21 protein-coding genes are annotated in these 24,905 nt (G+C 59.1%); 7 read left to right on the top strand and 14 right to left on the bottom strand.

All coding sequences use genetic code 11. The annotated features are described in order from the left end of the window. Position 1 precedes the first annotated feature (1 nt). The 8 genes from rsfS to SH410x_RS09825 all read right to left on the bottom strand — a co-directional run bounded on the left by rsfS (position 2) and on the right by SH410x_RS09825 (position 10,766). Positions 2 to 505, bottom strand: coding sequence for a ribosome silencing factor (rsfS, locus tag SH410x_RS09860; protein WP_473676334.1), 504 nt, complete (start codon positions 503 to 505; stop codon positions 2 to 4). A 105-nt stretch (positions 506 to 610) separates the two neighbouring features. After that, positions 611 to 1,681 carry a mannose-1-phosphate guanylyltransferase gene (locus tag SH410x_RS09855; protein ID WP_473676333.1) on the bottom strand — a complete coding sequence of 357 codons (1,071 nt, stop codon included), beginning with the start codon at positions 1,679 to 1,681 and terminating at the stop codon, positions 611 to 613. Positions 1,682 to 1,757: 76 nt separating this feature from the next. Beyond that, on the bottom strand, positions 1,758 to 4,109 hold the full coding sequence (locus SH410x_RS09850; protein ID WP_473677285.1) for a multiheme c-type cytochrome: 2,352 nt from the start codon (positions 4,107 to 4,109) through the stop codon (positions 1,758 to 1,760). 251 nt (positions 4,110 to 4,360) lie between these two features. Beyond that, positions 4,361 to 4,963, bottom strand: coding sequence for a hypothetical protein (locus SH410x_RS09845; RefSeq protein ID WP_473676332.1), 603 nt, complete (start codon positions 4,961 to 4,963; stop codon positions 4,361 to 4,363). Next, the gene (locus tag SH410x_RS09840) at positions 4,960 to 5,829 is read right to left on the bottom strand and encodes a MotA/TolQ/ExbB proton channel family protein (protein WP_473676331.1); all 870 of its coding nucleotides are present in this window, start codon (positions 5,827 to 5,829) and stop codon (positions 4,960 to 4,962) included. The genes SH410x_RS09845 and SH410x_RS09840 overlap by 4 nt, the downstream gene beginning before the upstream one ends. Then, positions 5,826 to 7,763, bottom strand: a complete 1,938-nt coding sequence (locus SH410x_RS09835; RefSeq protein WP_473676330.1) for a hypothetical protein — start codon at positions 7,761 to 7,763, stop codon at positions 5,826 to 5,828. Before SH410x_RS09835 ends, SH410x_RS09840 begins: the two co-directional genes overlap by 4 nt. Further along, positions 7,760 to 10,015 carry a hypothetical protein gene (locus tag SH410x_RS09830; protein ID WP_473677284.1) on the bottom strand — a complete coding sequence of 752 codons (2,256 nt, stop codon included), beginning with the start codon at positions 10,013 to 10,015 and terminating at the stop codon, positions 7,760 to 7,762. Before SH410x_RS09830 ends, SH410x_RS09835 begins: the two co-directional genes overlap by 4 nt. Positions 10,016 to 10,115: 100 nt before the next feature. Further along, the gene (locus tag SH410x_RS09825; protein ID WP_473676329.1) at positions 10,116 to 10,766 is read right to left on the bottom strand and encodes a hypothetical protein; all 651 of its coding nucleotides are present in this window, start codon (positions 10,764 to 10,766) and stop codon (positions 10,116 to 10,118) included. 370 nt (positions 10,767 to 11,136) lie between these two features. Here SH410x_RS09825 and SH410x_RS09820 point away from each other — a divergent pair, with 370 nt between their 5' ends. Both SH410x_RS09820 and SH410x_RS09815 read left to right on the top strand, forming a co-directional pair. Then, positions 11,137 to 12,183: a hypothetical protein gene (locus tag SH410x_RS09820; protein WP_473676328.1), complete on the top strand. Its 1,047-nt coding sequence runs from the start codon at positions 11,137 to 11,139 to the stop codon at positions 12,181 to 12,183. Positions 12,184 to 12,483: 300 nt separating this feature from the next. Then, on the top strand, positions 12,484 to 13,101 hold the full coding sequence (locus SH410x_RS09815; RefSeq protein ID WP_473676327.1) for a hypothetical protein: 618 nt from the start codon (positions 12,484 to 12,486) through the stop codon (positions 13,099 to 13,101). A gap of 238 nt (positions 13,102 to 13,339) precedes the next feature. Here SH410x_RS09815 and SH410x_RS09810 read toward each other — a convergent pair whose 3' ends face one another. The 4 genes from SH410x_RS09810 to der form a co-directional block, all read right to left on the bottom strand. Next, entirely contained in the window at positions 13,340 to 13,813 is a 474-nt protein-coding gene (locus tag SH410x_RS09810; protein ID WP_473676326.1) for a hypothetical protein, read from the bottom strand. After that, positions 13,810 to 15,114: a helix-turn-helix domain-containing protein gene (locus SH410x_RS09805; RefSeq protein WP_473676325.1), complete on the bottom strand. Its 1,305-nt coding sequence runs from the start codon at positions 15,112 to 15,114 to the stop codon at positions 13,810 to 13,812. Before SH410x_RS09805 ends, SH410x_RS09810 begins: the two co-directional genes overlap by 4 nt. Before the next feature lie 170 nt (positions 15,115 to 15,284). Continuing rightward, entirely contained in the window at positions 15,285 to 15,683 is a 399-nt protein-coding gene (locus SH410x_RS09800; protein ID WP_473676324.1) for a calmodulin-binding protein, read from the bottom strand. A gap of 195 nt (positions 15,684 to 15,878) precedes the next feature. Then, positions 15,879 to 17,231 (bottom strand): ribosome biogenesis GTPase Der, encoded by a 1,353-nt coding sequence (gene der, locus SH410x_RS09795; protein ID WP_473676323.1) that lies wholly within the window; start codon positions 17,229 to 17,231, stop codon positions 15,879 to 15,881. A 126-nt stretch (positions 17,232 to 17,357) separates the two neighbouring features. Here der and SH410x_RS09790 point away from each other — a divergent pair, with 126 nt between their 5' ends. Together SH410x_RS09790 and trpA are read left to right on the top strand one after the other, a co-directional pair. Beyond that, positions 17,358 to 18,347 (top strand): uracil-DNA glycosylase, encoded by a 990-nt coding sequence (locus tag SH410x_RS09790; protein WP_473676322.1) that lies wholly within the window; start codon positions 17,358 to 17,360, stop codon positions 18,345 to 18,347. Between the two features lie 238 nt (positions 18,348 to 18,585). Then, on the top strand, positions 18,586 to 19,443 hold the full coding sequence (trpA, locus tag SH410x_RS09785) for a tryptophan synthase subunit alpha (RefSeq protein ID WP_473676321.1): 858 nt from the start codon (positions 18,586 to 18,588) through the stop codon (positions 19,441 to 19,443). A gap of 102 nt (positions 19,444 to 19,545) precedes the next feature. Here the strand turns inward: trpA and SH410x_RS09780 are convergent, their stop codons facing one another. Next, on the bottom strand, positions 19,546 to 20,916 hold the full coding sequence (locus tag SH410x_RS09780; RefSeq protein WP_473676320.1) for a S26 family signal peptidase: 1,371 nt from the start codon (positions 20,914 to 20,916) through the stop codon (positions 19,546 to 19,548). Positions 20,917 to 21,064: 148 nt separating this feature from the next. On the opposite strand from SH410x_RS09780, the gene SH410x_RS09775 reads away from it, so the two are divergent. From SH410x_RS09775 to SH410x_RS09765, 3 genes are read left to right on the top strand one after another with little or no spacing between them, the layout of a single operon-like run. Next, positions 21,065 to 21,487 carry an ATP-binding protein gene (locus SH410x_RS09775; protein ID WP_473676319.1) on the top strand — a complete coding sequence of 141 codons (423 nt, stop codon included), beginning with the start codon at positions 21,065 to 21,067 and terminating at the stop codon, positions 21,485 to 21,487. 7 nt (positions 21,488 to 21,494) lie between these two features. Further along, entirely contained in the window at positions 21,495 to 21,932 is a 438-nt protein-coding gene (fliE, locus tag SH410x_RS09770) for a flagellar hook-basal body complex protein FliE (protein ID WP_473676318.1), read from the top strand. A gap of 3 nt (positions 21,933 to 21,935) precedes the next feature. Then, positions 21,936 to 23,594 (top strand): beta-cystathionase, encoded by a 1,659-nt coding sequence (locus SH410x_RS09765; protein ID WP_473676317.1) that lies wholly within the window; start codon positions 21,936 to 21,938, stop codon positions 23,592 to 23,594. On the opposite strand, the gene SH410x_RS09760 is transcribed toward SH410x_RS09765, so the two are convergent. Next, on the bottom strand, positions 23,591 to 24,862 hold the full coding sequence (locus tag SH410x_RS09760; RefSeq protein WP_473676316.1) for an NAD(P)/FAD-dependent oxidoreductase: 1,272 nt from the start codon (positions 24,860 to 24,862) through the stop codon (positions 23,591 to 23,593). The genes SH410x_RS09765 and SH410x_RS09760 overlap by 4 nt on opposite strands. Between the last annotated feature and the right edge of the window lie 43 nt (positions 24,863 to 24,905).

The following is a 24,905-nucleotide window of genomic DNA, read 5'->3' as shown; positions in this document are numbered from 1 at the left end:
CTCACTCGTTAGGCGTCAAACCAAGGTCGGCAAGTGGCACCACGGTGCCGTCAGCCCATAACGATTCGAGATCGTAGTACTCACGCGTTTCCTCATCGAATAGATGCACGACGAGGCTGCCGTAATCAAGCACGATCCAATTGCTTTCTTGGTAGCCCTCAATGCCCATGCGATGGTCGCCGAGTCCCTTTTCGAGGGCATCGTCGATCTGTTCACTAATGGCGTGCAGTTGACGGCGACTGGTGCCGGTCGAAATGACAAAAAAGTCAAATTCGGCGGATTGGCCACTGATGTCGAGCACCATGACATTGCGACCATTGTTCTCCAACGCAACCCGCGCGGCCTCGGTCGCTAGTTTCCTAGCGTCATCGAGTCCAAAGGGTCGGATGGCGCGGCTGGGCGTCTCCATCGGATTGCTTCGCGGAGCATATTTTTTAGCAGCGGCTTGCTGTTGCGATTGAGAATCGTCAGGCGAAGCCGGATTTTCGGGGGGGTGATCAGACAATTCGAACGTGCTTTGGTATCAATTTTGGTCGTAATATTTGCACCGCGCGAAACCCGCCCGGTGCATGGGAACCTTCAAGTGTATCGCAATTAGCGATTATGTCACCTACATCAACTGAGTCATTTGACGGCGGTCGAGTTCGGCAACGACTTCACGCACTCGCTCTTCGCTCGATCGGGGCGCGACGAGCGTGGCATCAGGGGTTTGCACGACAATGAGATCTTGCGTGTCGATGGTGACAATGGTGTGACCGGGACTGGCGTGGATAATGCAATTTCCTGAATCGATGCTGAGGTGCGAACCGACCGCAGCGTTCCCGTCGGTGTCATGGGGATGCAGTCGGGATACGGCCTGCCAACTTCCGACATCGTCCCAGTCAAAGGGGGCGGCGATCACGATCACTTCGCGGTGTCGTTCCAGCACGGCATAATCAATTGACTTTCCTACCATGGCTTGAAATTCACGTTGGAGGGTCGCCTCATAATCCTCGCTGCCAATCGCCGCAGCAATGGTCTGTAGTCGGGCATGCATTTCCGGCTCATGTTGCTCGAGTGCATCGAGAATGGTTTGAGCACGCCACACAAAAATCCCACTGTTCCAAAGGAACGTCCCCGCGTCGACGTACTCACGGGCCGTGGTCGCATCCGGTTTTTCGCGAAACCGCTGAACGGCATGCGCATCATGCCCCGTAATTTTTTCACCCTCTTGGATATATCCAAACGATTCGGCTGGATACGTCGGTCGAATTCCAAAGGTAACAATCGCACCGGGATGCTCTTCCAAGACCGCTTCGGCTCGATGAATCGCTTCGGTAAATTGTTCCTGCTGCTCGATCACGTGATCCGAGGGGCATACCAACATCACCGCGTCGGGGTCGATCGCACTGACCAGGACGGCCGCTAACCCCACACAGGGAGCTGTATCACGGCGACTCGGTTCGCCGACGACATTCCCAGTCGGCAGTTCCGGCAATTGTTCCAAGACCGGCTGGACCAGTTCCATGGAGGTCACGACGAAGGTGCGATCGGCGGTCGTGATGTCACTGAGGCGATCGCAGGTGCTCTGCAGCATGGAGCGAGTTCCGGCGAGTGACAACAATTGTTTTGGCTTCGCACGCCGCGAGGCTGGCCAGAACCGCGTGCCGCTGCCGCCAGCCATGATGATTGCGTGAAGCATGATAATATTTTAGGAGCAGGAGAAAAGGAGAATGAATAGAGGCTTCGGATCCACGAGAACGTGATCCAGGGCGAGGTTAAGGCGAATTGAGTTGTTGCCGGAGCGCCTTAAGAGCGACGGCAAAAACTTCTACGTCAGGTGCTAATTCGACCGCACGCTGTAGATACTTCTCCGCACCACGGGAGTCGCCAGACAGATAGAGAGCTAAACCATAGCGATACTGTACGTCAGGGAGATTGGGGGCCAGATCCGCGTCACGAGCCAGTAGCGGCAACTCATCGCGTCTTAATCGCTCGATTTCGCTTTCAACGCCCGCCAACCCCGCGGTGCCCCCGACAATGGTCAAGGCTTCTGAGGCAGCGGGATCCTGTGCCGCCTGCGGCAACAACCGATCGAGCAGCGATGCAAGGTTACTACGGGCGCCGGTGGACTCTGGTTGCACTCGAATGGCATTATTATAGGAGCGAATCGCGTCGGCCCATCGCCCGCGCTGCTCGCTCAGCATGGCCCATCCCATGTGCGCGCCGGCGCGATCATCGGCGACCATCAATTCAGACTGGACGTCTGCGAGCACCCTGTCGAGCTCGCGACGCTTGGTGCCCGTCACGTGGGAATAGGCACCCGCCGTGAGAATTCCCCGGGCTGCTTCACTGCGGACGAGCCGCGAGGGATCCTTGCTCAGCGGTAATAAAATTTTCACGACGTTTGCGGGCGAGACCGCTCCGCTGGACCCTAACATGCCGATCGCCCGCGCCGCGGTCGCTAACAACAGCGGCTCCACCGCACCCGGTGTTTCGGTGTTTTCATCAATCAAGCGTTGGGCTGCGTTCGCGGCGTCTCGATGCCCGCTTTGCGCCAATTCTTCGAGGGCAGTCGCCCGCGCGAGCAGGGGCGTCAACGACTCGGTCGCTGGCGAACCAGAGCCTGCGATCAATCTCAATGCCGCCTTGACCGTCGCGGGGTCGCCTGACCGCAAGCCCACCAGAACCTCTGCGAAATGCGGCGGTTGCAAACGATCCTCGCCGTACCATTTCTCACACGCGTCGTCGCACCACTGATTGGTAATGTCGATGGCAGCGGCGACAGCTTCGTCACCCTGTTCGGCTGCCTGCAACCAATCTTGATAGAGTTTCAGCTTTTCGCTGACCGGCGGCGGCAATAATTTGCGTTGGTCTTCGACATGGCAACTGCTGCAGGCGTTGGGGGTCCCCAATTGGACGGAGAGATCCGGTCGCGGAACTCGCAAACTGTGATCGCGACGGGCGTCAATGGCCATGTAGGTCGTATGCGGCATGTGACAATTCACACACTTGGCACCCTCGCTGCCGATGGCATGATGATGATGCGAGGGCACGTCATACTTTCCCGCCGCATGCTGGTGGCAGGACGTGCATGTCTCGTTACCAGGATGTTTGAGCTGCAGCGAATGCGGGTCATGACAATCGGTACAGCGAATTCCTTTGTGATACATCTTGCTCTGCAAGAACGATCCGTAGACATACACCTCGTCCTTGATCTGCCCATCATCGTGATAGGTATCCGGCCGCAGAAGTTCCAGGCTGTAGTGGTCGGTGTACTCATCACCGGGCTTGGCGAGGGCGTCGAGCACTCCGCGCCGACTGTGACAGGGCGCACAGGTCTCCAGTTGCGGTTTGGTATCCACCGTCTTGAGATTGGCCAGTGCGTAGCCGCGCTGACGATCCCAAAAGAGCGACTTGCGTTGCGCCAGCTCAACGTGCAGGCTCGCGGGGCCATGGCATGACTCGCAGCTGACGTCGATTTCGGAAAACGTCGTATGGTAACGCTGTGTCGCGACGTCGAAATTTCGCTGCAGATTCGTGCTGTGGCACTCGGCGCACATGGTTTGCCAACGCTGGGCAATACCGGTCCAGTGCAGCGGATCCCCGGGAGCCAACTTTTCACTCACATCCGGTGGACGCAGGTAGAACCATCGTTTGCGTTCCACGTCCCAACTGATCCGTAAAACTTGAACCCGACCGATCTCATCTTCGCGTGCGTCCTGATCGCGATCGAACTCCACCATGTATTGCTGCAGCGGATCGACCCCGAAAACAAACTTAATTTCAAAATCCTCCATATCGCCCGTTGGCCCTTCGGTATGGATCATGAATTTTTCTCCATCACGATACATGCGACTGGTGATGCCATCGTGCTCGAAAGTCACGTCATTGAAATCACCGAGGACGCTTTCGTCGGTCGCACGATCCATGGCGAGATCATGGTGTGAACCGTGAAAGGCGTTTACCTCCGGTTGATGGCATTCCACGCACGTATCACGTCCGATATAGGTCGCCTCCGCATCCTCAGGAAGTCCGCGATAAAAGTCCGCCAGGACGCCGCCGGCGATCAAAACGCAGACAACGATGCACGCGAGTATCCCGGGGCGGCGAAGCAATGAAATAAGTATGTTTGCTGACAACAAAGGATTTCTGGGAATGATTGGAAGCGACCAAGCAAGATCGACTGAGGAAAACGCGTAAGAATGGCAGGAATCGCGACCGTGACAATACTTGTTCTTGCGATCCTAAGTTCATTCGCAAAGGAACGCGGGATCAATAACTGGCGTAGTGGATCTTGTTAAAGATCCATCCAGAACAGGATCTTTAACAAGATCCTCTACGGTAAACCCGTCACTTAATGTTCATGGTATCCAAAGGTTCATTTCTCGATCGCTTGAGGGAATTCAGTGGCGAGCAAACGGGTGGCTTCGAGTCGCATATAACGGACGAGTTCGGAGACGGGGAGCAGGTCGGGATGCGTATCGCGCGGCCGAGCGTCACCCTTTTGCCCCACTCGCTGGGCGTGCGACTCAAGGATGCGAGCGGTCCGCAACAAGGCCTCCGCAGCCTGTACGGAGGAGAGAGCGGTTTCGGTTGAAGCGACCGCGTCACGCCCGCGTTCGGTGGGTTCCGGATCCGCGAAGCGAGGATCGAGACTCGATCCATCCAAGACGCTTCCTTGCTTTTGAATGATGCCGATCACCTCCCCGAGCATGCCACCTGGATTTGTGACCGACGGGCCACCCTGCAGCGCCTCCTCGATTTTCTTGGCGGCGGCGGGATCCTCCGTCGGCGTGATCAGCTCGGGGAATCCGGCTGGTGGCGGCTCCACTGTGGGGGCGTGGGGGTTGGTTGGCGGGTGAGTCGGTGGCGTCGCCACAGCCGTCTGGGCGTGGAGAGGCACCCCGGATGCCAGCGTGAGCACAGCGGCGACGACGAGCGGAGCAAGAATTCGATTGATGAAGAGTGGTGTGCCGTTCACGTTGATTTCCGGGGATGATTTCGGGGTGCATCGGGTTTCGGGTCCGTCCGCAGGGCGGGCGGCGGACTGGCGATGGAGGCAGCGGGACGAATCTTGGTGCCCTGCATTTGGGCGGGAGCGACCGGCAGGATGCGGCCGGGTGATCCGGTCGTGGGATTGCCGGGGGACGTTCGCCGTCGCAGTGGCGCCAGGGCAGCTTCGGCATGACGGGTGACCTCGGACAAAAGTTCATCCACTCGAGCACGCAAGATTCCCGATGCCGCCAGCGCGGGGATGGCCACGATGAGACCACCGACCGTGGTCACGAGGGCTTGGTAGATTCCTTCGGCGAGATCACCGGCTCCTGCAGCACCGCGACTTGCGGCGACCTGCCGAAACGCGAAAATCATCCCCGTCACCGTCCCCAATAGCCCCACCATCGGTGACAGATTCGCGATCATCGACAGATAGTCGATCCGGCGGTGCATGCGGGCGGATTGCTCGAGAAGTGCGTCCTCGACAGATCTCTCCATTTCCGACCATCCGAATTCTCGATTGGCGAGCGCCAACGACACCACCCCGGCCAGCACACTGGGATGCCGTTGCAAAGCGGATTCGGCATCAGACCAGCGTGACTCCCGCAGCGCCGAGGCGACCTCGGCCGCTAATCCATCGGGAATGAAATCAACCCGCCGCAGCGAGATGACTTGGTCGATAACCAAATACACCGCCGCAATACTAAGCGATATCAGCACGAGCAGAATCACCAATCCCGGCCAACCGCCACTACTGATAATCTCCCAGGCCGATGCACCGGCCGGCGGCGGAGTGGTCGGATCGGTCTGCGCCAGCAAAAAGGCTGCGTTTAAGATTTCGACTCCAATCATGTCGTTTGCTGAGCTCCTGAGTCGATCATGGGCGGCAGAGTCTTGGCATCCGTCGTCGAGCGTCCAATGGAGAGCAAGAATTCGGCATCGGCCAGAACGGGATCGCTCCATCTCAACCGCAGCACGCCCTCGCGTTGCAGTTTGGCAATCATGGTATCGTGTTGATCACGAATCGTTCGAGCGATGTGGTCGACGCGCCGTCGGGATTGGCATAACGACAACATGATCATGGCAAAAATCGCCATGGGCAACAGAGACAAAAACAGGCTCGTCAATATCATCGCGGCGCTGGGGTGTGGAAATCGGTCGAGCCAATGATGTACCTGAGTGTTTTCTGCAGGGGATCCGATGGCGAGAAAACTAGCATCGAGATACCCGCGATACAGTGCCACCAGCGGTCCGGCCATCAATGCCCAAAAAATCAGTGTCCCCACCAAGCCACTGAAAAAGGCGACGCCCCCCGACACTCTGCCCTTCTCAATGTTCTCATCGAATGCGGTTTGGGAGCCTTCCTGCAACGCGTCGATGCCCGCGAGCATCGCCAGCGGCTGGTCGTCGAGACTCGATTGATTGGCGATCCCCGCGGGCGATGCGTCGAGGCCACGTAGCTGATGTCGAAACCGAGCCGCCATCGGACCGAGGCGATCAGAAACGGCGGCGGAGGCTCGCTGCCGCAATCCGTTTCGTAAATCATGAGCGGTCTCACGCCCGCCGCGAACATTCTGAACACTCGTATAAACAGCCCCGACGAGCGAGGGAATGGAGCCCGAAAACGATAGCAGCACTCGGTCCCATGCCCCGTGAGTCACATTGAGAACCGACAGAACCGTCCGATAGGGAAACCAGATCGCCGCCGTATCGGCCAGGAGTGACAATCGCAACCGGCTGCGAATGGCCGCCCGCAATGGGGTGTCACCTCCGAGCAGGGTGCTCGCAATTTGAGTGGGTAGTTTGCGAGCCTCCGCGTCGAGTCGATCGACCGCTGTGGTCAGTTCGGGCAGTTCCGTTGTCAGCACCGATGCGACTGCAGCAGTAAAACGTGCATCGAGCGCCGCCAAGCGAGTGTGGCGGCGATGATCGCCACTTCCCGACTCGTCGAGGGACGTCCTGATCGCCGCCGCGATTTGCTGAGCGGCCTCACGGCCGATCGCTGCTTCGCCGCGCGGGTCGATTTCGAAATCGCAAACACTGACCGCTGGGGCAATGTGACTTTGGGGTGCGATCGAGCGCAGTCGTGAAACGAGTGTCTCAATGTCCGCCGTCAGATCATCGGTGCTGGCTAGGTCGCCCATTTTTTGCTGCATCGGCGATCCGACGGCGCCATCGACCATATTGACGACGGGAATCACGATCGTCCCCTCCGACGCCGAAGCGAGCCCGGTGACGCGTTGGCTGCGGAGCTGGTCCCGTCGCACGACGAGTAGCAGCACCGAAGCTAACGAGAGGGCTCGTTCGGCCACGCCCGCGATCGCTCGTCGGTCATCGGTCGCGCCGGGCGCATCAACGATCAAGTAGGGCGTCCCGATGGACTGCATCTTGGCAGCTTCGCAAGCCAAATATCGTTCGTGGCGCGAATCCAGATCCGAGGGTGGCCGAGGCCCGATCCAGGTCAATTTCTCGGTTGCGTCATCGAGTTGGTTGCCGCTGCGAATGGCCGCGGCGATGGTCGGTTCCAGGAGCAGTTGTCGGGTGATCCACGATTTGCCTTGGCCGGTCGCCCCCACGACGGCAACGACGGTCGCGTTGTCGGCCCGGTCGGCGAGAACCGCAGCGCGAGCCTCTTCGTGAGCGCCGCACAATTCCGCGATCTCGCGTCCGGCGGCGCTGCCACCGAGCACACCTTGGGCCGCTCGGCCCACCCGGCGTACGAAGGGATCACCCACGTCACCGTCGCGCATCTCGTAGGACCTGAATGGCTCCGCAGAGTCGTTCATTTTTTCGCCTTGGCGGATCGAGGAATAAATTTGCGTAGTTCGCTGACAAACTCATCGCGGACGCGGTACACCGGCATACTCGGTCCGCTCGTTTCACTGCGGCTGATGCGTGAGGGCGGGAGCGTGACGTCACTTCCAGCGACCCGGACTTTCATCGGCGGATCGGGACGAGCAATGCCGAGTTCGTCGCACAGGACGGCGAGGAAGTCGGCGAGCTGTTGCCGGGCGGCTTGTTGGCCAACTTCACGTGCTCCTTGGTTGCCCGCCCACATCGCTGCCAAGGCCCCCAAACCGGCTGCGGCGAGCAATTCAGGGATGGACGCGGCGAGTACGAAACTGTGCCCGAAGTCAATCGGAACCATCAGTGCTGCACCAAACGCCGCGAGGATCGTCGCCAATGGCGTCAGACCATGCGCTAGCTTTTTGTGCATCGGAATCTCAGTCCACATTTGGCGGATCGCATCATCGAGCCGGCGCGGATCGAGGGTGGTAAAATCGTCTTGCTCAAACCGCGTTACCGCACGTTCGATCGGCGCCAACAACAACGCATCGTCGTCGCGGGCGTTTTCATCCCAGCGGTCCGCTGCCGCCGGTGAGCCCAGCGGATCGTGCGGGAGTCGTTCTGCATCGGAGAGGCGTCGACCGGATGCGTGCTCATCACGCTGGTCGCGGTAATGCGACAGGACCACCGTCCCCCCCTGGCGACCAATTTCAGCCCGCAGGCCTTCGGGGTCGATCAAACCACCGTATTCACCGCTTCGGAATCGGCCCTTAATGTCATCAGCCGCTCGCTGGCTGAGCGCGGATGGCGTCAAGGAACGAAGCAAGTCACCCGCACCACCAACAAAATTTCGAATCGTGGCATTCAATCGCACGCCCCACCTGGCGTACCACGGCGCAGTCGCTGCGAATGATTCGGATAACTGGCGCAGAATCCGTTCACTCTGATGCATGCGCAGCTCAACGACCTCGCCACCCATTTTCCGATTGGCAAAGAATTCTAAAGACGCATCTAACAAGACCCGTTGGCACTGCTGCGTTTTGGCGAACGAGGCTTCGGCGTTCTCTCGAATCGACTCGAGTCCCTTGTCCCAAACGATTTTCTCCAGATTGATACGCAAGGCGCGATGCAACTGTGAAAATAAAACCCCACGATCCAGCTTTTGTGGCAACGAGAGTAAGAAGCGTTCGTCGTCGATGGGTGCCGGCGGGTTGTCATCCGGATTCGATGCGACTTCAAAAAAAACCGGCAGTGGCTCGGTACCATCTAACGCCGGATCAGCGAGCGATCCGCCACCGACCGTGTCCCGCGATGAAGCACTGCGGCCGCCTTCTGATCGATCGTCTTGTTGTGGAATGAACGGACGGCTGCCGGGAACATCAAAATCGTAGGCGGCGTAGATCGTTGAAATACCATTGTTCTTGCACAGCGGCGAGAACGTCTCATAGATTTGATCGGGGGTTTGCCGGGGCCGAACTTTATTCACTGCCAACATTCGCGGGACGCCTGGCATCAGGTCCGATGCGATCCGAGTCAAGTCGGCCAGGGTCGTATCGCGTGAGGATGCCGCATCGGTGACAATCAAGAATGCCGAGCAGAGCGTGGCGGCGCGGCCGAGCAGTTCCTTACGGCGGGCGGGCGACCCCAGCCCGAGTTCCTCATCAGAGACAATGTCGGGACAATCCAGTAAACCGACGCCGACCTCATCCAGACCTGGATCGGTCGCCAGCAATGCGACAGCGAGTTGAGCTTCGTCGCCGGCCCGATTGTTATATTGTGCCGCCGCAGCGATGGGGTCTTCTGCTAGGTTCTCGGGCGGCTGTCCCAGCGAATCACCAATTCGTGATACCAACAGACTCCAGAGCTCGACGTCCGAACGCCATGACTCGGGCAGCCACAGCACAAATCGGTGCGTGCCTTCTCGGTTACTCGTGCCACGCAGCGTTCGCAACTGGCCGGCTGGGCTGAGAAACGAACTGACGAGACTGGTTTTCCCGCTATTGAGCATCCCCGCTACAGCGATCGTCGGTCGATCCACCAAACGCGAGGCCGTGTCGAGGCGGCGTCCTGCTGCCAGCGTTTCGGTGACAACCGGCGATTGCATTCGCCGTAACGCCATCAGGTAACTTTCACGTCCCGGCACAGGAGCCAGTCGCGCGATGGCCGCGCGGCGATCATCATCTTCCAACAGTCCCAACAACGCGGGCCAATCAATCTCCGGCTCTTTCGGCGTTCGACGAAGCGGGAACATCACAGGCAGACTGGCCAAGGAGCGTTATTTTTGCGAGAAACGAAAAACTATCATCCCGATTTCTCACGGCAAGCACAAGCACATGCCCTCGTTGAGATACTTAAATCCCCGATGGACCTGGCTCTTCACTGATGATGAGGTCACCTTGGTCATCAAATCGGCGGGCACCGTAGCTGCGGGCTTGGAATCCATCGCCCTGCATGCCGCCGCCATTTTGGTAGCCACCGTTGACCGCTCCGCTGCCGAGGTAGGGATCAACGGCACCGCCGTTGTAGGACGATCCACAACTGCCGCCGCAGGATGATCCACAAGCACAATCGCCGGGCATCGCTGCGCTGTAGCCCTGGTCAACACATCCGCCTTGGGCATAGTTGGGCGCGGCGTACCCGGAACCAGCTGCGCCACTTTGGCAATTGCCATAGTTGGGGCCGTTGTTTGGTGCATAGACCGGTGCACATGTCGGTGCCGGTGCGTAGGCAGTCGGTGGTGCATAAGCAGGAGCATAGTTGGGGGCTTGGTTGCGACCAAACAATCCGCAACGTGGGATGCGACACCCCGCTGCGCCGGGTGCCGTCTGTGCGGGGGCGGGAGCCGCCGCGAGCGGATTGATTGCGGTACCGATAGCGCGAGCTCGGTTGCACAATCCGCATTGGGCTCCTCGTCCGAATAGAAAGTTCTTCATTCCACAGCAACCAGAACTGCTGCCCATGACCATCACGAGCGTAACAAGTGTGAGAGACCGGATAGTCATCAAAGTTTCCTTCATAAGCAAAGCAGGTGTAAACGTTGGCTTCCGATGGGAGACCACTGAAAACTAGGTCGAGTTTCGTGTTGTGCAAACGCAACATTGTTTTTTTTCAGCAACAATTGGTTGTTCAGGGGCAACAGCGATGCTCCTAGCGGCGAATTCGCCGATAAACAAAGAGCTCCGTTCATTCATTCGTGCTTGCTTTACTTTTTTAATGGAACGTCTGGTCTCGGCTATGATGCACCCTCCGCACCGAAACGACGCAGCAACCTTCCGTTCGCCGGCGTATAAAACCGGTGCGCCTACAAGTGCCACGGGCCTCCTCAATACCCCCAGTCTCCACTGTCGCCGCCTCGTTTTCGGATGGGCCGTGGTGGCTGTGCTCTGGGGCGCATCGAAATTGCCGGCAGAGCCATTGGCAACACCGAGTGCCTGGACGGCCGCTTCGATCGATCCATCCGAAGAGGCTCAAGACAATCGAAGCCCTTCCGATCAAGCCACGACCTCGCCGGCGCTGCCACCGTCACTGTCAAAGAATTTACGCAGTGATCGAATCTGGTTGGTCAACACCCGATCGATCTCCCATCACACGCGCTGCATGAATCTGTGTCAGCCCGATTTTCGCATTGAGCGACTCGACCCCTGCGGTCATCGGAAGGCGTCGAGTTTGGACGAATACCTCTCCTCAATGGATTCAACCCGCCCGCGAATTATCTACATTCACGGAAATCGCCGAGATGCCCGAAAGGCAATCACTCAAGGGCTGTACGTCTACCGACAGGTCGCCCGCAATCGACATGGGGACCAGCCCTTCGATTGGGTGATCTGGAGTTGGCCGAGCGATGCCAGTGCGGTGTTGCTGGCGGACGCACGCGAAAAAGCACAACGGACGGATTCCCAGGGACTCTACGTGGCGTGGATGCTGCGTGAACATCACCTGCGATCTCAGCCTACTGGGTTGATCGGCTTCAGTTTCGGCGGGCGGATTGTTTCCGGTGCCCTGCACGCCTTGGCTGGTGGTACCTTGGGTTGCCGCACCATCGGGGAACCACCCATCACGGGCGCGAACATTGATGTTGGTTTGCTGGCCCCCGCCGTGGACACAACCTGGATGATGCCGCATGGGCAACATGGTCTGGCAAGTCTGAACATGAACCGTTTGGTGCTGCTCTACAACCGTCGCGATATTGCGCTCCGGTTCTTTAAACTCGTCTCGCGAGAACCAGGCGGCCACGCACTGGGGTACACGGGACCACGCTGTTTTGCCCCGCGCTATGATGGGACCGCGCTCCCCGTCCGGGCATTCGATTGCGCTCAAATGGTTGGCAATCACCATAGTGAAAAACTGTATTACGAGCACGCGGGCTGCGCGGGACACGAAATGGGCTCCTTAATCGAGTCCTCACTGGCGATCGACTGACACCGGGTCGGCACAACCCCTCAAGGTCCCCCTAACCGGAATGAGATGGGCGATGATAGCGACTCTCGCGACTTGATCGATTAGTTTTCTTGAGACGCCTGGACCGAACAGACCGATGCTACCCTTGTCGCTCGGCGAACCGAGCGACAAGGAACACCAATTCGAGAATCGTGACCAAAGTCGATTGATTCAACAGGCGGCGGGCGCCGTCGCCCCAGGTTTCTCGGACAGGCGATTCGCCTCATCGCGAAAATCAATTTAACCACGATAGATGCAGGTAAGACAGAAATGCGATTAAGGATGATTCGAATCCCGAATGGCGGTTTTGCGTGGGCCGTTTTAGCGGTTCTCGTGACGACCTCGTCTCTCGAAGCCGGTTCACCCTGGTATGTACCCTGGGAGGGACCCTGGCCGTGGTCTCGTTTTGAAGGCTCGCGACGCATCGATGTGATCGGCCCGATCGGGAATCGTTTGCCGGAGTCGTACCGCCGCAAGTACAACCGCCCCAGTTATATCAGCGGCAAAATTGTGGCGAAGATTGCCCCCTCGAGTCAGGGGGCGATGTCGTTCAACCGCTCCGAAGAACTGGGGCTCTACGACGACAATGGTATCAAGGGAGCGATGTCCCTCCAGCACTGTCCTCCTAAACGCGTCGAGCAGCACTACTTCTATCCCAAACCATGGGAAGTCCTCACGGTGGGCCCCCGCCGCGATCGAAGTCCAGCGGCTGAAACCAATCGTGATCTGGAACCGCCGGGGTTCCGCGAACTCCTGAAACAGTCCAACGCTCTCGACGATGTCCTCGAAACGACCACTCCCGTCGGCGAACTGGAGTTACCGATGGACGAACTCGAACCCTTGCTAGACGACCTGGTGCCGCCCGAACAGGCGCCGCCCGAGGACGGGCTTGAGTTGTAGGCCTCTGGCGGGGCCGTCTCTCCCGACAACTCTCGCTCCTGAGGTGTTGTCCGTTGCCGCGACGGATCGCCCGCGCTCAATTCACTGCCAGCATGCCCAAGGACGGGAGCACGCATGGCAAGGATTCTCTAGCATGAGAATGTCATGCTTGCTCGGATCGATCGATGACGCGGCAAGATCCGAACGGGTCAACCAACCCCTGTCGGCGAGATTGCAGGGAAGTGAGGACTCCACCCTGCTATTGCTGCGTCGGATCGGTATGCAGCCCGACGCGACCGTCACCTTGCCAGCGGTCGAATAACCGCCGGCAGACGCTCCAGTGGCGAGGGTGTTGCACATGCGCCGAGACTCCGATTTCGCTCAAACGCATTCGCTCCACGGGAGAAGCCAGCCCCGCGGTGATGTGAGAGTACCCCGGGCGATTGCGGCGAACCTGATCGATGCGGTGGACCAAATCGGTAATCCCAGCTGCGGGAATTGCCCATACAACCATCGCGGTGATGGAGTCTTGCGGTTCCGACCAACGCGTGGCGAGCCTCGGAAGCGTGAGGGCAGGATGGTCGACGAGGTGGATTCGCCAGGTCGGCTGAGGGCGGCGTGGCGAGGCGGCGGCATCGAGCCATTGAATAAACGCTTCACGCCACGGCAACGCGTCGCGGCCAACCCACCACACCGACCGATCGGGACCGGGGTCCGTTCGCGGCGATATCATGACGAAGCGTCTCCGGCGAGTTTGCGCAACAGGCGTGAGCGGCTGATCCCAAGTCGCCTCGCGGCCTCGGCTTTATTTCCTTCGGCTGCCGCCAGGGCTTGGGCGATCAATTCCGATTCGTATCGGTTCAGTGTTTCGTCGAGTGAATCGATCTGAAAATCTCGCGGCGAGGGTTGCGAGGGGGTGATGATGATCTCATTTTCATGGGCGGTCACCTGGCTGGAGCCGCGTTGCGGGGTACGAAACGAGCGAATTGCCAAGGGCAGGTGCTCGCGTCCGATCCGTTCTCCACTCACCATTTCTCCGGCAAACTGCATCGCAGCGGCGAACTCATCCCATTCACCCGGCCATGGGTAGGACTGGATCAATTCCATGACGTCACGCGAAAACCTTGCTGAGCGGACCATTCCCGCTGCAATCAGTTCAAGATCATCCTGGCGCGAGAGGAGCTTCGGAAACGGGATGGAAAAAACCGCCATCGCGTCGAGGAGGACGTCGTCGAGTGGCACCGCTTCGCTTTCGGCGGGGGCATCGTCACGCAGCACCCCCATCAAACGCAGCCGCTGTGGCCACATCTGCAACCACTCAATCAATCGCCTCTGAGCATCGGCCGGCATCTCATCAAGGCGATCGAGATACAGTGTCCCGGTGGTGTCGGTGTGTTCGCGAAGTTCCGCGATGACGGGTGCCGCGTAGACTTCGAGAAGCTCCGCATCCATCAACGACGCATCCAAACAAACGAGAGCTTCGTCAGGTGCGGACACATGATGAATCAGCGACGCAATTTCACCAGCACCACAGCCGGCGGGTCCGATCAAGCCGACATGGCAGCGAATCTGACAGGCCAGTTCCACGCGCGCACGCAGCCGCCGCGCCGGCGAACTGGTACCGGCCATTAAGAGGTGAGCTCGCCGCTGAGAGTGCTCCCGAAATCGAGCGAGTTCCTCATCCAACTTCGCACTCTCTCGCACCCCTTGGTCGCCAAACCAATCTTCCCATGGAATCTCGATGTCGGCGAGGAAGTCGCCGAGACAACCCAGAATCATGTTGGATCCCACTGCGTCGGAGGCCCCCGAAGGCCACGACTCCAGTGCAACGAAGTGCGCGACCGCGACACGGCTGCCGGCGTCCGTAACACGGTTGTCCGCATCATCGCCAACCTCGGTCACTGGCGGAAGATGCAAGCGGCGGGTCAGATGGCCGCGAAATTGGCCGCCCGCGATCAGCAATGCACGATCGAGCGTCAACAGATCAGCGATCGGTTCAGGCAGTTCCTCCTCGACTCTCAACCATGATCGCATGGCGGGCGAGAGGTAGACGATCTGCCCGGAAGAGTCAATCAACCACACGCAAGCGGCCGTGGACTCGAGTAGACGCGGTAGTGTGCCCGCGCGCCCTCGACGCGGTGAACCTGCGACGGCAACGGGGCGAGTCGGTGAGTTCAGAGCGAATGAAGCCTTGCGGGAAATGCTTAGAACGTGTCGAGGATGAAGTGATGGCCGCGGTGGAACCGGCGATTACTGGGATAGTAATTGTGCCACTGCTTATTATAGACCGGGATTTTCATCTCGGTAGGATAGCGGTGGTACAGACTGTCACTGCTCTTGAAATATTCTTGACCCCAGAAGTTTTGGGGGTAGTACACATAGGGGTAGTGGTAGAACCTGTTCCAATCGACGTTCGCTGCCGAGCCACCCCAGGCTTGGCCAAATGCTTGCTGGTTGCCGTAACCGGCGCCTGGACCACCCATGGCTCCTGCACCGCCCACCATTCCGGGGACGGGCATCTGAGCCGATGCGTTGCTAGCCGTAGCAGCAGAAATAGCGATCACGCCGCAGGCGACGGACAGCAGAATGAATCGACGAATCACGTGAATTTCCCGTTGGACGTTTGGAGAGTGCTCGGTAACGAGCGACACTCCGTTTCATCGGCACATTCCAGGCGACCGGTTGAGCCCTTTCGACAGGAATATCCGTTACGGTGCATTCTTTCGTTGCCACCGTCGCGAGACGATGAGCAAATGAAACGCCACGCTCGCGGCCGAGCGTGGCGATCCCAACGATCCTCAGCGTGACTTCGAACGGCCTTCCTGCTTGGTTTCTTCCCCACGGGTCCGCTTTTGAAAGTAAAGCTTGATCGGCACTTCACCAAAGGGTAGATGGTCGCGGAACCAGGTCAGCAAGTAACGTTGGTAATCATGCGTGAACGCGTTGGGGTCGGTACACATCAACACGATCGTCGGCGGCTCGGTCGAGACCTGCGTGGCATAGAAGATCTTGGGCCGGCGGTTTTGATAAAGCGCCGGTGCGTGGACTTCCATCGCGGCTCGCACGACCCGGTTGAGTTCGCCCGTGGTCACTCGCGTTTTCGCTTGCTTGTATAGCATCGAAGCGTGATTGAGCAACGTCTTGACGTTCTTCCCCGATTGCCCGGTGATGAACGCGATCGGCGCATAAGACAATGTGGTGAACTGATGCCGCAGATAGCGAACCCATTTTTCGGTCGCGACTTGACCGGCGTAGAGATCCCACTTGTTGACGACAAAGATCACCGGTTTGTGATGCTCGATCACGTACCCGACGAGCTGCTTGTCCACCTTGCTCGTTTTCTCAGTGGCGTCGAAGAACATCAACACCACGTCGGCGCGGCGAACACTCCGAGCGGCACGGTGCGAGGAGTACCACTCCAAGTCCGTTCGCACACTCTTACGTTTACGCAGTCCGGGCGTGTCGATGGCCGTGAACGTTTGACCATCGATCTCAAAGTTCACGTCGACGCTATCACGCGTTGTGCCCGCCACTTCGCTGACGATCATCCGATCGGACTCGGCGAGCGTGTTGACGAAGGTACTCTTGCCGACATTACGGCGACCTACAATCGTCAGTTTCATTGCCGATTCGGGGCGGATCGTTTGATCTTCGGGCGGCAAACGATCAACGATTGCATCCAACAGATCATCCCGACCACGGTTCTGCAGCGTGCTGACGCAAACTAACATGCCCCGGCCCAACGTGCGGAATTCCTCGGCATGGATCTCCTGATGGTCCTGGTCGGCTTTGTTGGCAACCAAAATAACGGGTCGTTCGACACCACGGAGCCGCTCGACCACTTCGATATCCAACGGCATGATCCCCGTTTGAATGTCGACGACGACCACAATCACATCGGCGGAGGCGATCGCCAGCTCGATTTGACGTTTGACATCGGTCGTCAAGTCGTCGACATCCACGCCCCCCATGCCGCCCGTGTCGACCAACTCAAAGTACCGTTCGTCGGTTTCGATCAGCGTCGTCATACGGTCGCGTGTCACACCCTCGTAATCGTCGACGATCGCCAACCGACGGCGGGCCAGCCAATTGAATAGACTGCTTTTGCCGACATTGGGTCGGCCGACGATGGCAACTTGGGGAACAGGCATTTTGGGGCCGAAAAATCGATGAGCGGAAGAAGGCTGGGGGCTGAATGGAGAACCGACCGCGAGAACGAATTGGGACAATTGTTCTGCACGGACCCGCCATGGTAGACTCTGGCATGCGATTTCAGAATGCCATGGTGGCGTGAACATGACGAAAACTCGATTTTGATCAGCGATTTGAATGCTCCCCCCTCCGCCGACGGCCCTGACAAAGACGTTTTTTTGAGCCCGTTTCAGTCTGCCGGCGAGATTCTCGCTGCGAGTGGTGAATTGCTCGCCCATTTGCAGCGCAGCGGCCTGCGTTTTGTGCCGAATGCCGCTGCCGATTCGGTGACGCAGTGGGAAGATGCTCTGTCGGCCGAATTTGCACCGTCAACGCCGTCTGCAGCTGAGGTTGCGACGCCAGCAGGAACGACCACAACGGCCCCGGGACCCACTGCCTCGACGAGTCAGAGCAGCCCGCCCGCCCGGCCGGCACCCGCTCAGACACGTCTCACGCCGGTGGCGTCCACCGTCGTCAGCTCAGCTCCCTACGCCGGCGCCCCGCTGCCGGTGGCCGAGATCGTTGCCTCGTTGGGGTCTCTCGCCCAGAGCGTAGCCGGGTGCACCCGCTGCAAGGCACTGGCGAGTTGCCGGACGCAAACCGTATTTGGCGAGGGCAGCCCGCAGCCGAGGTTCGTCTTTTTCGGTGAAGCCCCCGGTGCCGAGGAAGACAAAAGCGGTCGACCGTTCGTGGGAGCCGCTGGGCAGCTGCTGACCAAGATGATCGAGGCGATTCACTTGAAACGCGAGGACGTCTATCTGCTCAACACCGTCAAATGCCGACCGCCGGGCAACCGCAACCCGGCACCCGATGAAGTCGCCAACTGCCGTGAGTATTTCGAGGCGCAATTGCAATTGCTCCGTCCCGAATACATCGTCTGTCTCGGTGCGGTCAGTTCCCAGGCACTGTTGCAGTCAAAATTATCGATCGGTCGGCTGCGGCAAACCTTTCACCAATATCATGACAGCAAGGTGCTCGCAATTTACCATCCGGCCTATTTGTTGCGAAATCCCGACGCCAAGCGTGCGGCCTGGGCCGACCTGCAGATGCTGATGCAGGACGCTGGATTGCAATAACGGGCTATTCTTGGCTCATCCGACGGAAGAGTGCGCGGGAATGGAAGGGTGCGCTGGAGCACAGTGAAAGTTTTTCTTGAGGCATCGCTCTGGACCGCTGAGACGTCTGGGCTCATTCGATCGATGGCCCCCATTGACCAATTCGGCGGGGTTCGGGCATTGAGATGTTGCCCAACCGCTGCTGAGAATCTACGCTTGGGGCCGTTTCCTCAACCACTTTGACGCCCAGGTCCACGGCATGTCCGAACTGAAACGCTTGTTTGCCTCGCTCGCCCAAAAAAATCGTAAAGCGTTGATGCCCTTCGTCACCGCTGGAGATCCCAGCATCGCGACGACGGCGGCGGTCATCCGGGCCGCCCAGAATGCGGGTGCCGATTTATGCGAAGTCGGGGTGCCCTACAGCGACCCCATTGCCGATGGCCCGGTCATCCAAGCCTCCTATCAACGCGCCCTCGATGCTGGGTTTCGCCTGCAGAGCGTCTTTGATTTAGGGCACGATCTCCTGGAAAAACAACCCGAGGCCGTCACAATGCCCCGCGTCACCATGGTCAGCTATTCGATTATCTACCGGATCGGGTTGGCAAAATATGTTGAGCAAGCCAAACAGGCAGGCTATAGCGGTGCGATCGTTCCGGACCTACTCGTGGAGGAGGCCGCACCCCTAAGTCAAATCTGCCGGGCTGCCGACTTCGATCTGATCCAGCTGGTGACCCCGACGACGACGCGTGATCGCCAGCGACGGATTGCCGATTTGACCACCGGATTCTTGTACTACGTCTCCGTCACGGGAATCACCGGTGAGCGAGCCGTTGTCGCCGCGAACCTCGCCGACAACGTGTCCTGGCTTCGCGAGCAGACGGAACTTCCAATCTGCATTGGATTCGGCATCAGTAGTCCCGAAACCGCCGCCCAGCTGGCGCCCGTCGCCGACGGCTTGATTGTCGGCTCAGCCATCGTGCGACGGATGGCCGAGGCAACTCGCGAGGCCCAATTGGCCGGCCGCGATCCCGCACCCGCCGCAGCGGATGTCGTTGGTAAGTTTTGTGGCGAACTGCGGCAAGCGATTGACGAAGCCGTCGTTCACGCCTCCGCCTAGCAGCCTGCGCAAACGGAATTTGATTGAACGCGTGTTCGCTGCACTGAAACGACGGGCGAACCAGTCACGCACAAATGCTCGAGCGAAAAGTCGTTGGTCGTCTCAGGTTGCCCGGTGCAGCGCCGACGCCTCTTTGAGCGATTCGCAGTTCCCCAGCGTGTCATTCGCGGTTCGTGATTCCACGCCGCTCGACAACGCCTTATCGATGGCGTCGACACGCCCGAGGATCTCTGCCGTCCTGACGGGACCCCAGTACCGACTATCAATTGACAGGGGGACGTTATCGCCGACCACGAACCACTCATCATCGCCGAGATGCAACGGGAATTTCGGTGGTAGGTATTTATCGGATTTGCCCGATGGCGGTGCCGTGGGATTGGTGCGGTAGAGCACGTCACGGTTCACACTCAAATTGCGGACCTCCACCGACCCATCGTGGGAAGTAGAGAACCGCACTCCAATCGGACGTTGCGGCGAGAGCAAATCAGGGGGCACTACCAAACGTGCGGTTTGTTCCCTCCACTGCGGGTCCGTCGGCAGCGTGCGCCCGGCAGTTGCCTGCACTGGGATCCCACGGCCGAGCGTGACGGTTTGCCATTGCACCTCGATCCCGCGATCAGTCCAAAACGCAAATTCACACTCAATATCAGCGTGCGGCGGGCGTGGTGATGCCTCCCATTCAAATTGGATGCTCAAAACGTCAGCGGGAAACAGTGAGCGTTGGATGCCCAAATTCCCAGGATAATCGTCGAGAACTCGTCCAGGGCCCGCCCCGCGATAAACACGCTGATGCTCGTAGACAAGCCAGTCGGTGTCACCACGGGCGGTCCAGATCCGGTCGGGACGCCGCTGCCAACCGGACGTCTCACCCATACCGCGCCAGCGTGAGGACGTGCGGAGTCGATCCCGGTCGACGGCGACGCGGGGCGGTGAGGAAAATGAGGGACGCCCGCCTTCGACAAGCAACCGGCCGGAATCATCAACCGAGACGGTCTGCCCCGGTTTTGCCAACAATCGCTTGACGTGCCGACCGTTTTTCCGAATCAGTAGAATGTCCCCCCCGTCGAGGTCACCGGTCGCACAGACAGCGACGTCGATAAGATCGGGAGGTGATGCGGGCGATTGCATCGCTGCGCGGAGTGATGGATTCGCGATAGGATTGCCGCAGTGCCAGCACACCAGCGAGGAAGAGTGAGCGGTCTTCGCCGCAACCGACTCGATCGCCCTTTCCAGCACGCTGTCGTCGACGCGAATCGTCACACCGCAGGACTGACAATCCAAAGATCGAGATCGGCCCCAGAGGGTTGGATTCATCGAGGGTCCGGAGATGCGATAGCGGCCGATCGGGTCCGGCGTCATGCGGGAACGGCAACCGCACAGGGCAGAAATACTGGCCAAACCGACCGCTAAAATACCGACGCCCCGCTCGGCAAATTGGCGGCGTGGGACCCGATTGGCTGGTGGTGCGGTCATCAAAGTCGAAAGAGTGCGGGCGAATCGGGGTTGCGTTGTATGCTGAAAGAATGCTAACAGCCAAGTCACAACGCAAAGACGCGTTGAAATGCCAGCTCGCGAACACGATCTGGGGACCAGTCGTTCTCGGAGGAAACGGAATCCTACCATGTCATATCTATTGACCGGCAATGATGCCAACCAGCCCTTTGCAATTGTAGTCGAATCGGTCGCTGCGAACCTTTTGATGAGACACCCCGCCCCGATTTGTCTCGAAGTCGACATCGACATGAATCTCCGGGTGAACTTCGATTCTTCCTCGCTGAGCCAACTCATCGACAGTCTCGTTCGGCAAGCGCTCGTCGAGATGCCGACGGGTGGCGAATTGACCATCACGGCGTGTGAAACCACCACAGGCGTGGAGCTTGAGATCGCCGACACCGGCAGCGCCGTTGAGACGCGAGCCTGCAAATTGCCCATGAGTGCCGCGGCTCTGGCCGCCGAGCTGGTGTGGCAGAACTGCCCGCAAGGCGGCGCCGCGGTCACGGCTCGCTTGCCACGCTACCGGCAATCACTGCGGCGGGCCGCCTGAGACGGCCATGTCCGCTCCGCTGCGTCTGCCACCGATCGCCCCGCCACCCCTGCCGTCGTTCGTTCGGGCGCGTCCTGGAACGCTGCCCAGTGCAGGGGCACATTCAGGGGCCAGCTCGGCGGTTGGGTCACGGTCCCGGTCAGGGGCCGCGAGAGAGTCACCTGGCTTCTCGCTCGATCTTGCTCACGCCACCCCAGGCCGCTCATCCGAACACACGAAGAGTCCCCTGGTTGAGCGTCTTACCGATGCATTGACGCATCATCTTGAGGATGTCGACGCCATGCAAACGCGCGACCATGCGATGACGCAGGTGCAGCGCGCCAACACCAGTGAAACCGAAGTGTTGACGGCAGCACAAAAAGCGGATTTGGCATTCCAACTGCTGATGGAAATTCGCAATAAGTTGATGGACGCCTACCGCGAAGTTCAGCAGATCCAAATCTAACCGATGCCCATGCTCCCCAAAGCCCTCGAACAGTTTCGCAACGTCTTCGCGGCGATGCCGGTGCACTCGCGAGTCATCGCGATCTTGCTCGTCACCGCGATGGTGATCGCATTCGGCTTTCTCATCCGGGGGAGCAGTTCGGTGCAGACGGAATACCTGCTCGGCGGCAAACAGCTCGACGACAACGACCTCGACGCTGCGGAGATGGCGTTCGGTATCGCTCACCTGACGGGTTGGAAACGCGATGGCCGGCGGATGCTGATCCCCACCGCCCAACGCAGCGAATTTTTAGAAGCACTCGAATCATCCGCTGCGCTACCGACATCGCTCCGTTCGCACATCCAAGCGGCGATCGACTCATCGACGCCATTCGAATCTAGCGAACAGCGTTCGACCCGCGTCAGTCATGCCAAGCAACGAACCCTCAGCGACGACATCGCCAAGTTCCCGGACGTTCGCTCTGCAAACGTCACCTATGACGAAGGCGAACGCATCGGATTGGGCCGTGGACGCAATCAATCTGCAAGCGTTTTCGTGCAACCCGAAGGACTCGAGCCGCTCTCGCGGGCCCGTATCGAGATGATCAGGAATATGATCCGCGCCTCGTTCGCGGGCATGTCCATCGATGATGTCGAAGTCACCGACGCGAACGCCTCGTCGATGCCAGGTCAATACGACAACGACGATCCACTGTCGAGGAAGCGACGAGAAGAGGAAGCCTACTACGAACAAAAGATCCGCTCCCAGCTCGCGGGGTACGGCGAAATCCGCGTCAAAACGTTTGCGGATATTGATCCCAACATGGGTGTCGAAAAAGCGAGTGTGAAGTATGACAGCCAACCGACCAAGTTAACTCAGACTCGTCGCAAGTACGAAATTGAGTCTTCACGCCATGAACCAGCCAGCGGAATGGGTGCCCAACTCAGCGCATTGATCACGAGCAATCGATCCGTCAAAATTGCCCCCCCCACGCAATCATCGACAACTCAAGTTGATGAAACCTCAACCGATCAAATCGCCGGGCAAGAGTACGAGACCACGCGGACCGCGGCCTTTGCCGTCAAACGCATCCGCGTCTCGATCGGTCTGCCGTCGAGCTATTACCGCCAAGTCCACCAGCAGAATTTATTACAAAACAATCGGGGCAAGAACGCAGCCGGTCTCGATGTGCTAACGGACGAGAAACTTCAACAGCTTCGCGACTCCACGAAACTGGCGATCCAGTCCGCGGTGCTGCCGCTGCTACCCGACGTCGCAGCCGTCAAAGATTCCACGCCGCTCGTCGAGGTCTGGGATTACCCGGACCTTCCGACGCAAGTCGTGGATGCCTCTGCGTCCGGGCACGCCGCGCTGACATGGCTGGCCGATTCCTGGCAAACGATCGCCATGCTGTCACTCGCAGCGATGGCGTTATTGATTGTTCGCGGTGCGATCCAGTCGTGGATCGGCGGGTCCCGATCGGCCAGCATCGCACATGATTTAGGACTCGAGTCGCCCGCCTCCCCCGGGCTGGACGAGCGTCCCCTCGAGGCGTCCGTCAGTGCCGCCGAGCAGAGGCATTTCAATGACCATTCCCTCCGGGCCGAGCTTATCGAGCTGGTTGAGCGAGACCCCGCCCTGGCCGCCAATGTGCTACAAAGCTGGATCGGCGAAGCGGCCTAGTCCAGATTGTTTTTCCAACGTTTCGGAACAATCAAACGCGCACCTCGAGCAAAGGTCACGTAAGACCACGCCCACGAAAAGAACACAAATATTCGATTGCGAAATCCACTCAGATAGAGAATGTGGATAAACAGCCAACCCAGCCAGGCAATCGTCCCCGTGAGCTGAAAACGTCCGCTCTGCATGACGGCGCGCCCACGACCGATCGTCGCGACCTTCCCTTTGTCATGGTAGTGGAACGGGCGGCGTGGTGTCGCCTCCTTACCTGCGGCCTCGCGGCGGATCAGCTTGCCGACGTACTCTCCCTGCTGAATCGCCACCGGTGCAACGCCCGGCAACGACTTGCCGTCTTCATCCTTCGCACACGCGAGGTCACCGATCACGAACACCTCCGGGTGACCGGCGATGCTCAGGTCGCTTCCCACGACGACTTGCCCTTCCCGATCCGTTTCCGCACCGAGCGATTTGCCGATCGGGTTTGCCTTCACGCCCGCCGCCCAAATCACGGTCCTCGCGGCAATGAACTCGTCGCCAACCTGCACCCCTTCAGCGGTGATATTGGTCACCCGACTATGCAGTCGCACGTCGACGCCCAACGACTCGAGCGCCTCCTTGCTGTAGTCGGATAGGGACGGGGGAAATTGCTCGAGGATTCGCTCGCCGCCCTGCACCAAAACAACCTTGGCATGCGTGGCATCAATCGTCTTGAAGTCTTTCTTCAGCGTGTTATGCGCCATTTCCGCAATCGCACCGGCCAGTTCAACTCCGGTCGGACCGCCACCGACCACGACAAACGTCATCCAATGGGTCTGATCCTCCAAACCATCGGTGCGCTCGGCGGCCTCGAATGCCGTCAACACGCGGCGGCGAATCTCAGTTGCTTGAGGGATCGTTTTGAGTCCGGGTGCGAACTCTTCCCATTCGTCATGTCCGAAATAATCGTGGGTCGCCCCACAGGCCACGATGAGATAGTCGTATTCGTGCTCACCGAAATCGGTCGTGACAACGCGACGCTCCACATCGATCGTCTCGGCTTCGGCCATGAGCGTGAAGATATTGTCGTAACGCCGCAGCATCGAGCGGATGGGTGAGGCGATATCCGATGGATTCAACCCCGCCATGGCGACCTGATACAGCAGCGGCTGAAAGAGGTGATGATTACCGCGATCGATCATCGTCACGTGGCAGCACGGATCGCCGCCGAGCTTTTTGGCAGCGTTAATGCCCGCGAACCCACCTCCGAGAATGACAACTTTTTTATCAGCCATGCTAAAACAAAATCGAGGGAGTGAAGCCAGAATGCAGCCGCAG

Source organism: Rhodopirellula sp. SH410, assembly GCF_055811895.1.
Note: the sequence above shows the minus strand (reverse complement) of the source record. Positions and strands in the feature narration are given on the sequence as shown.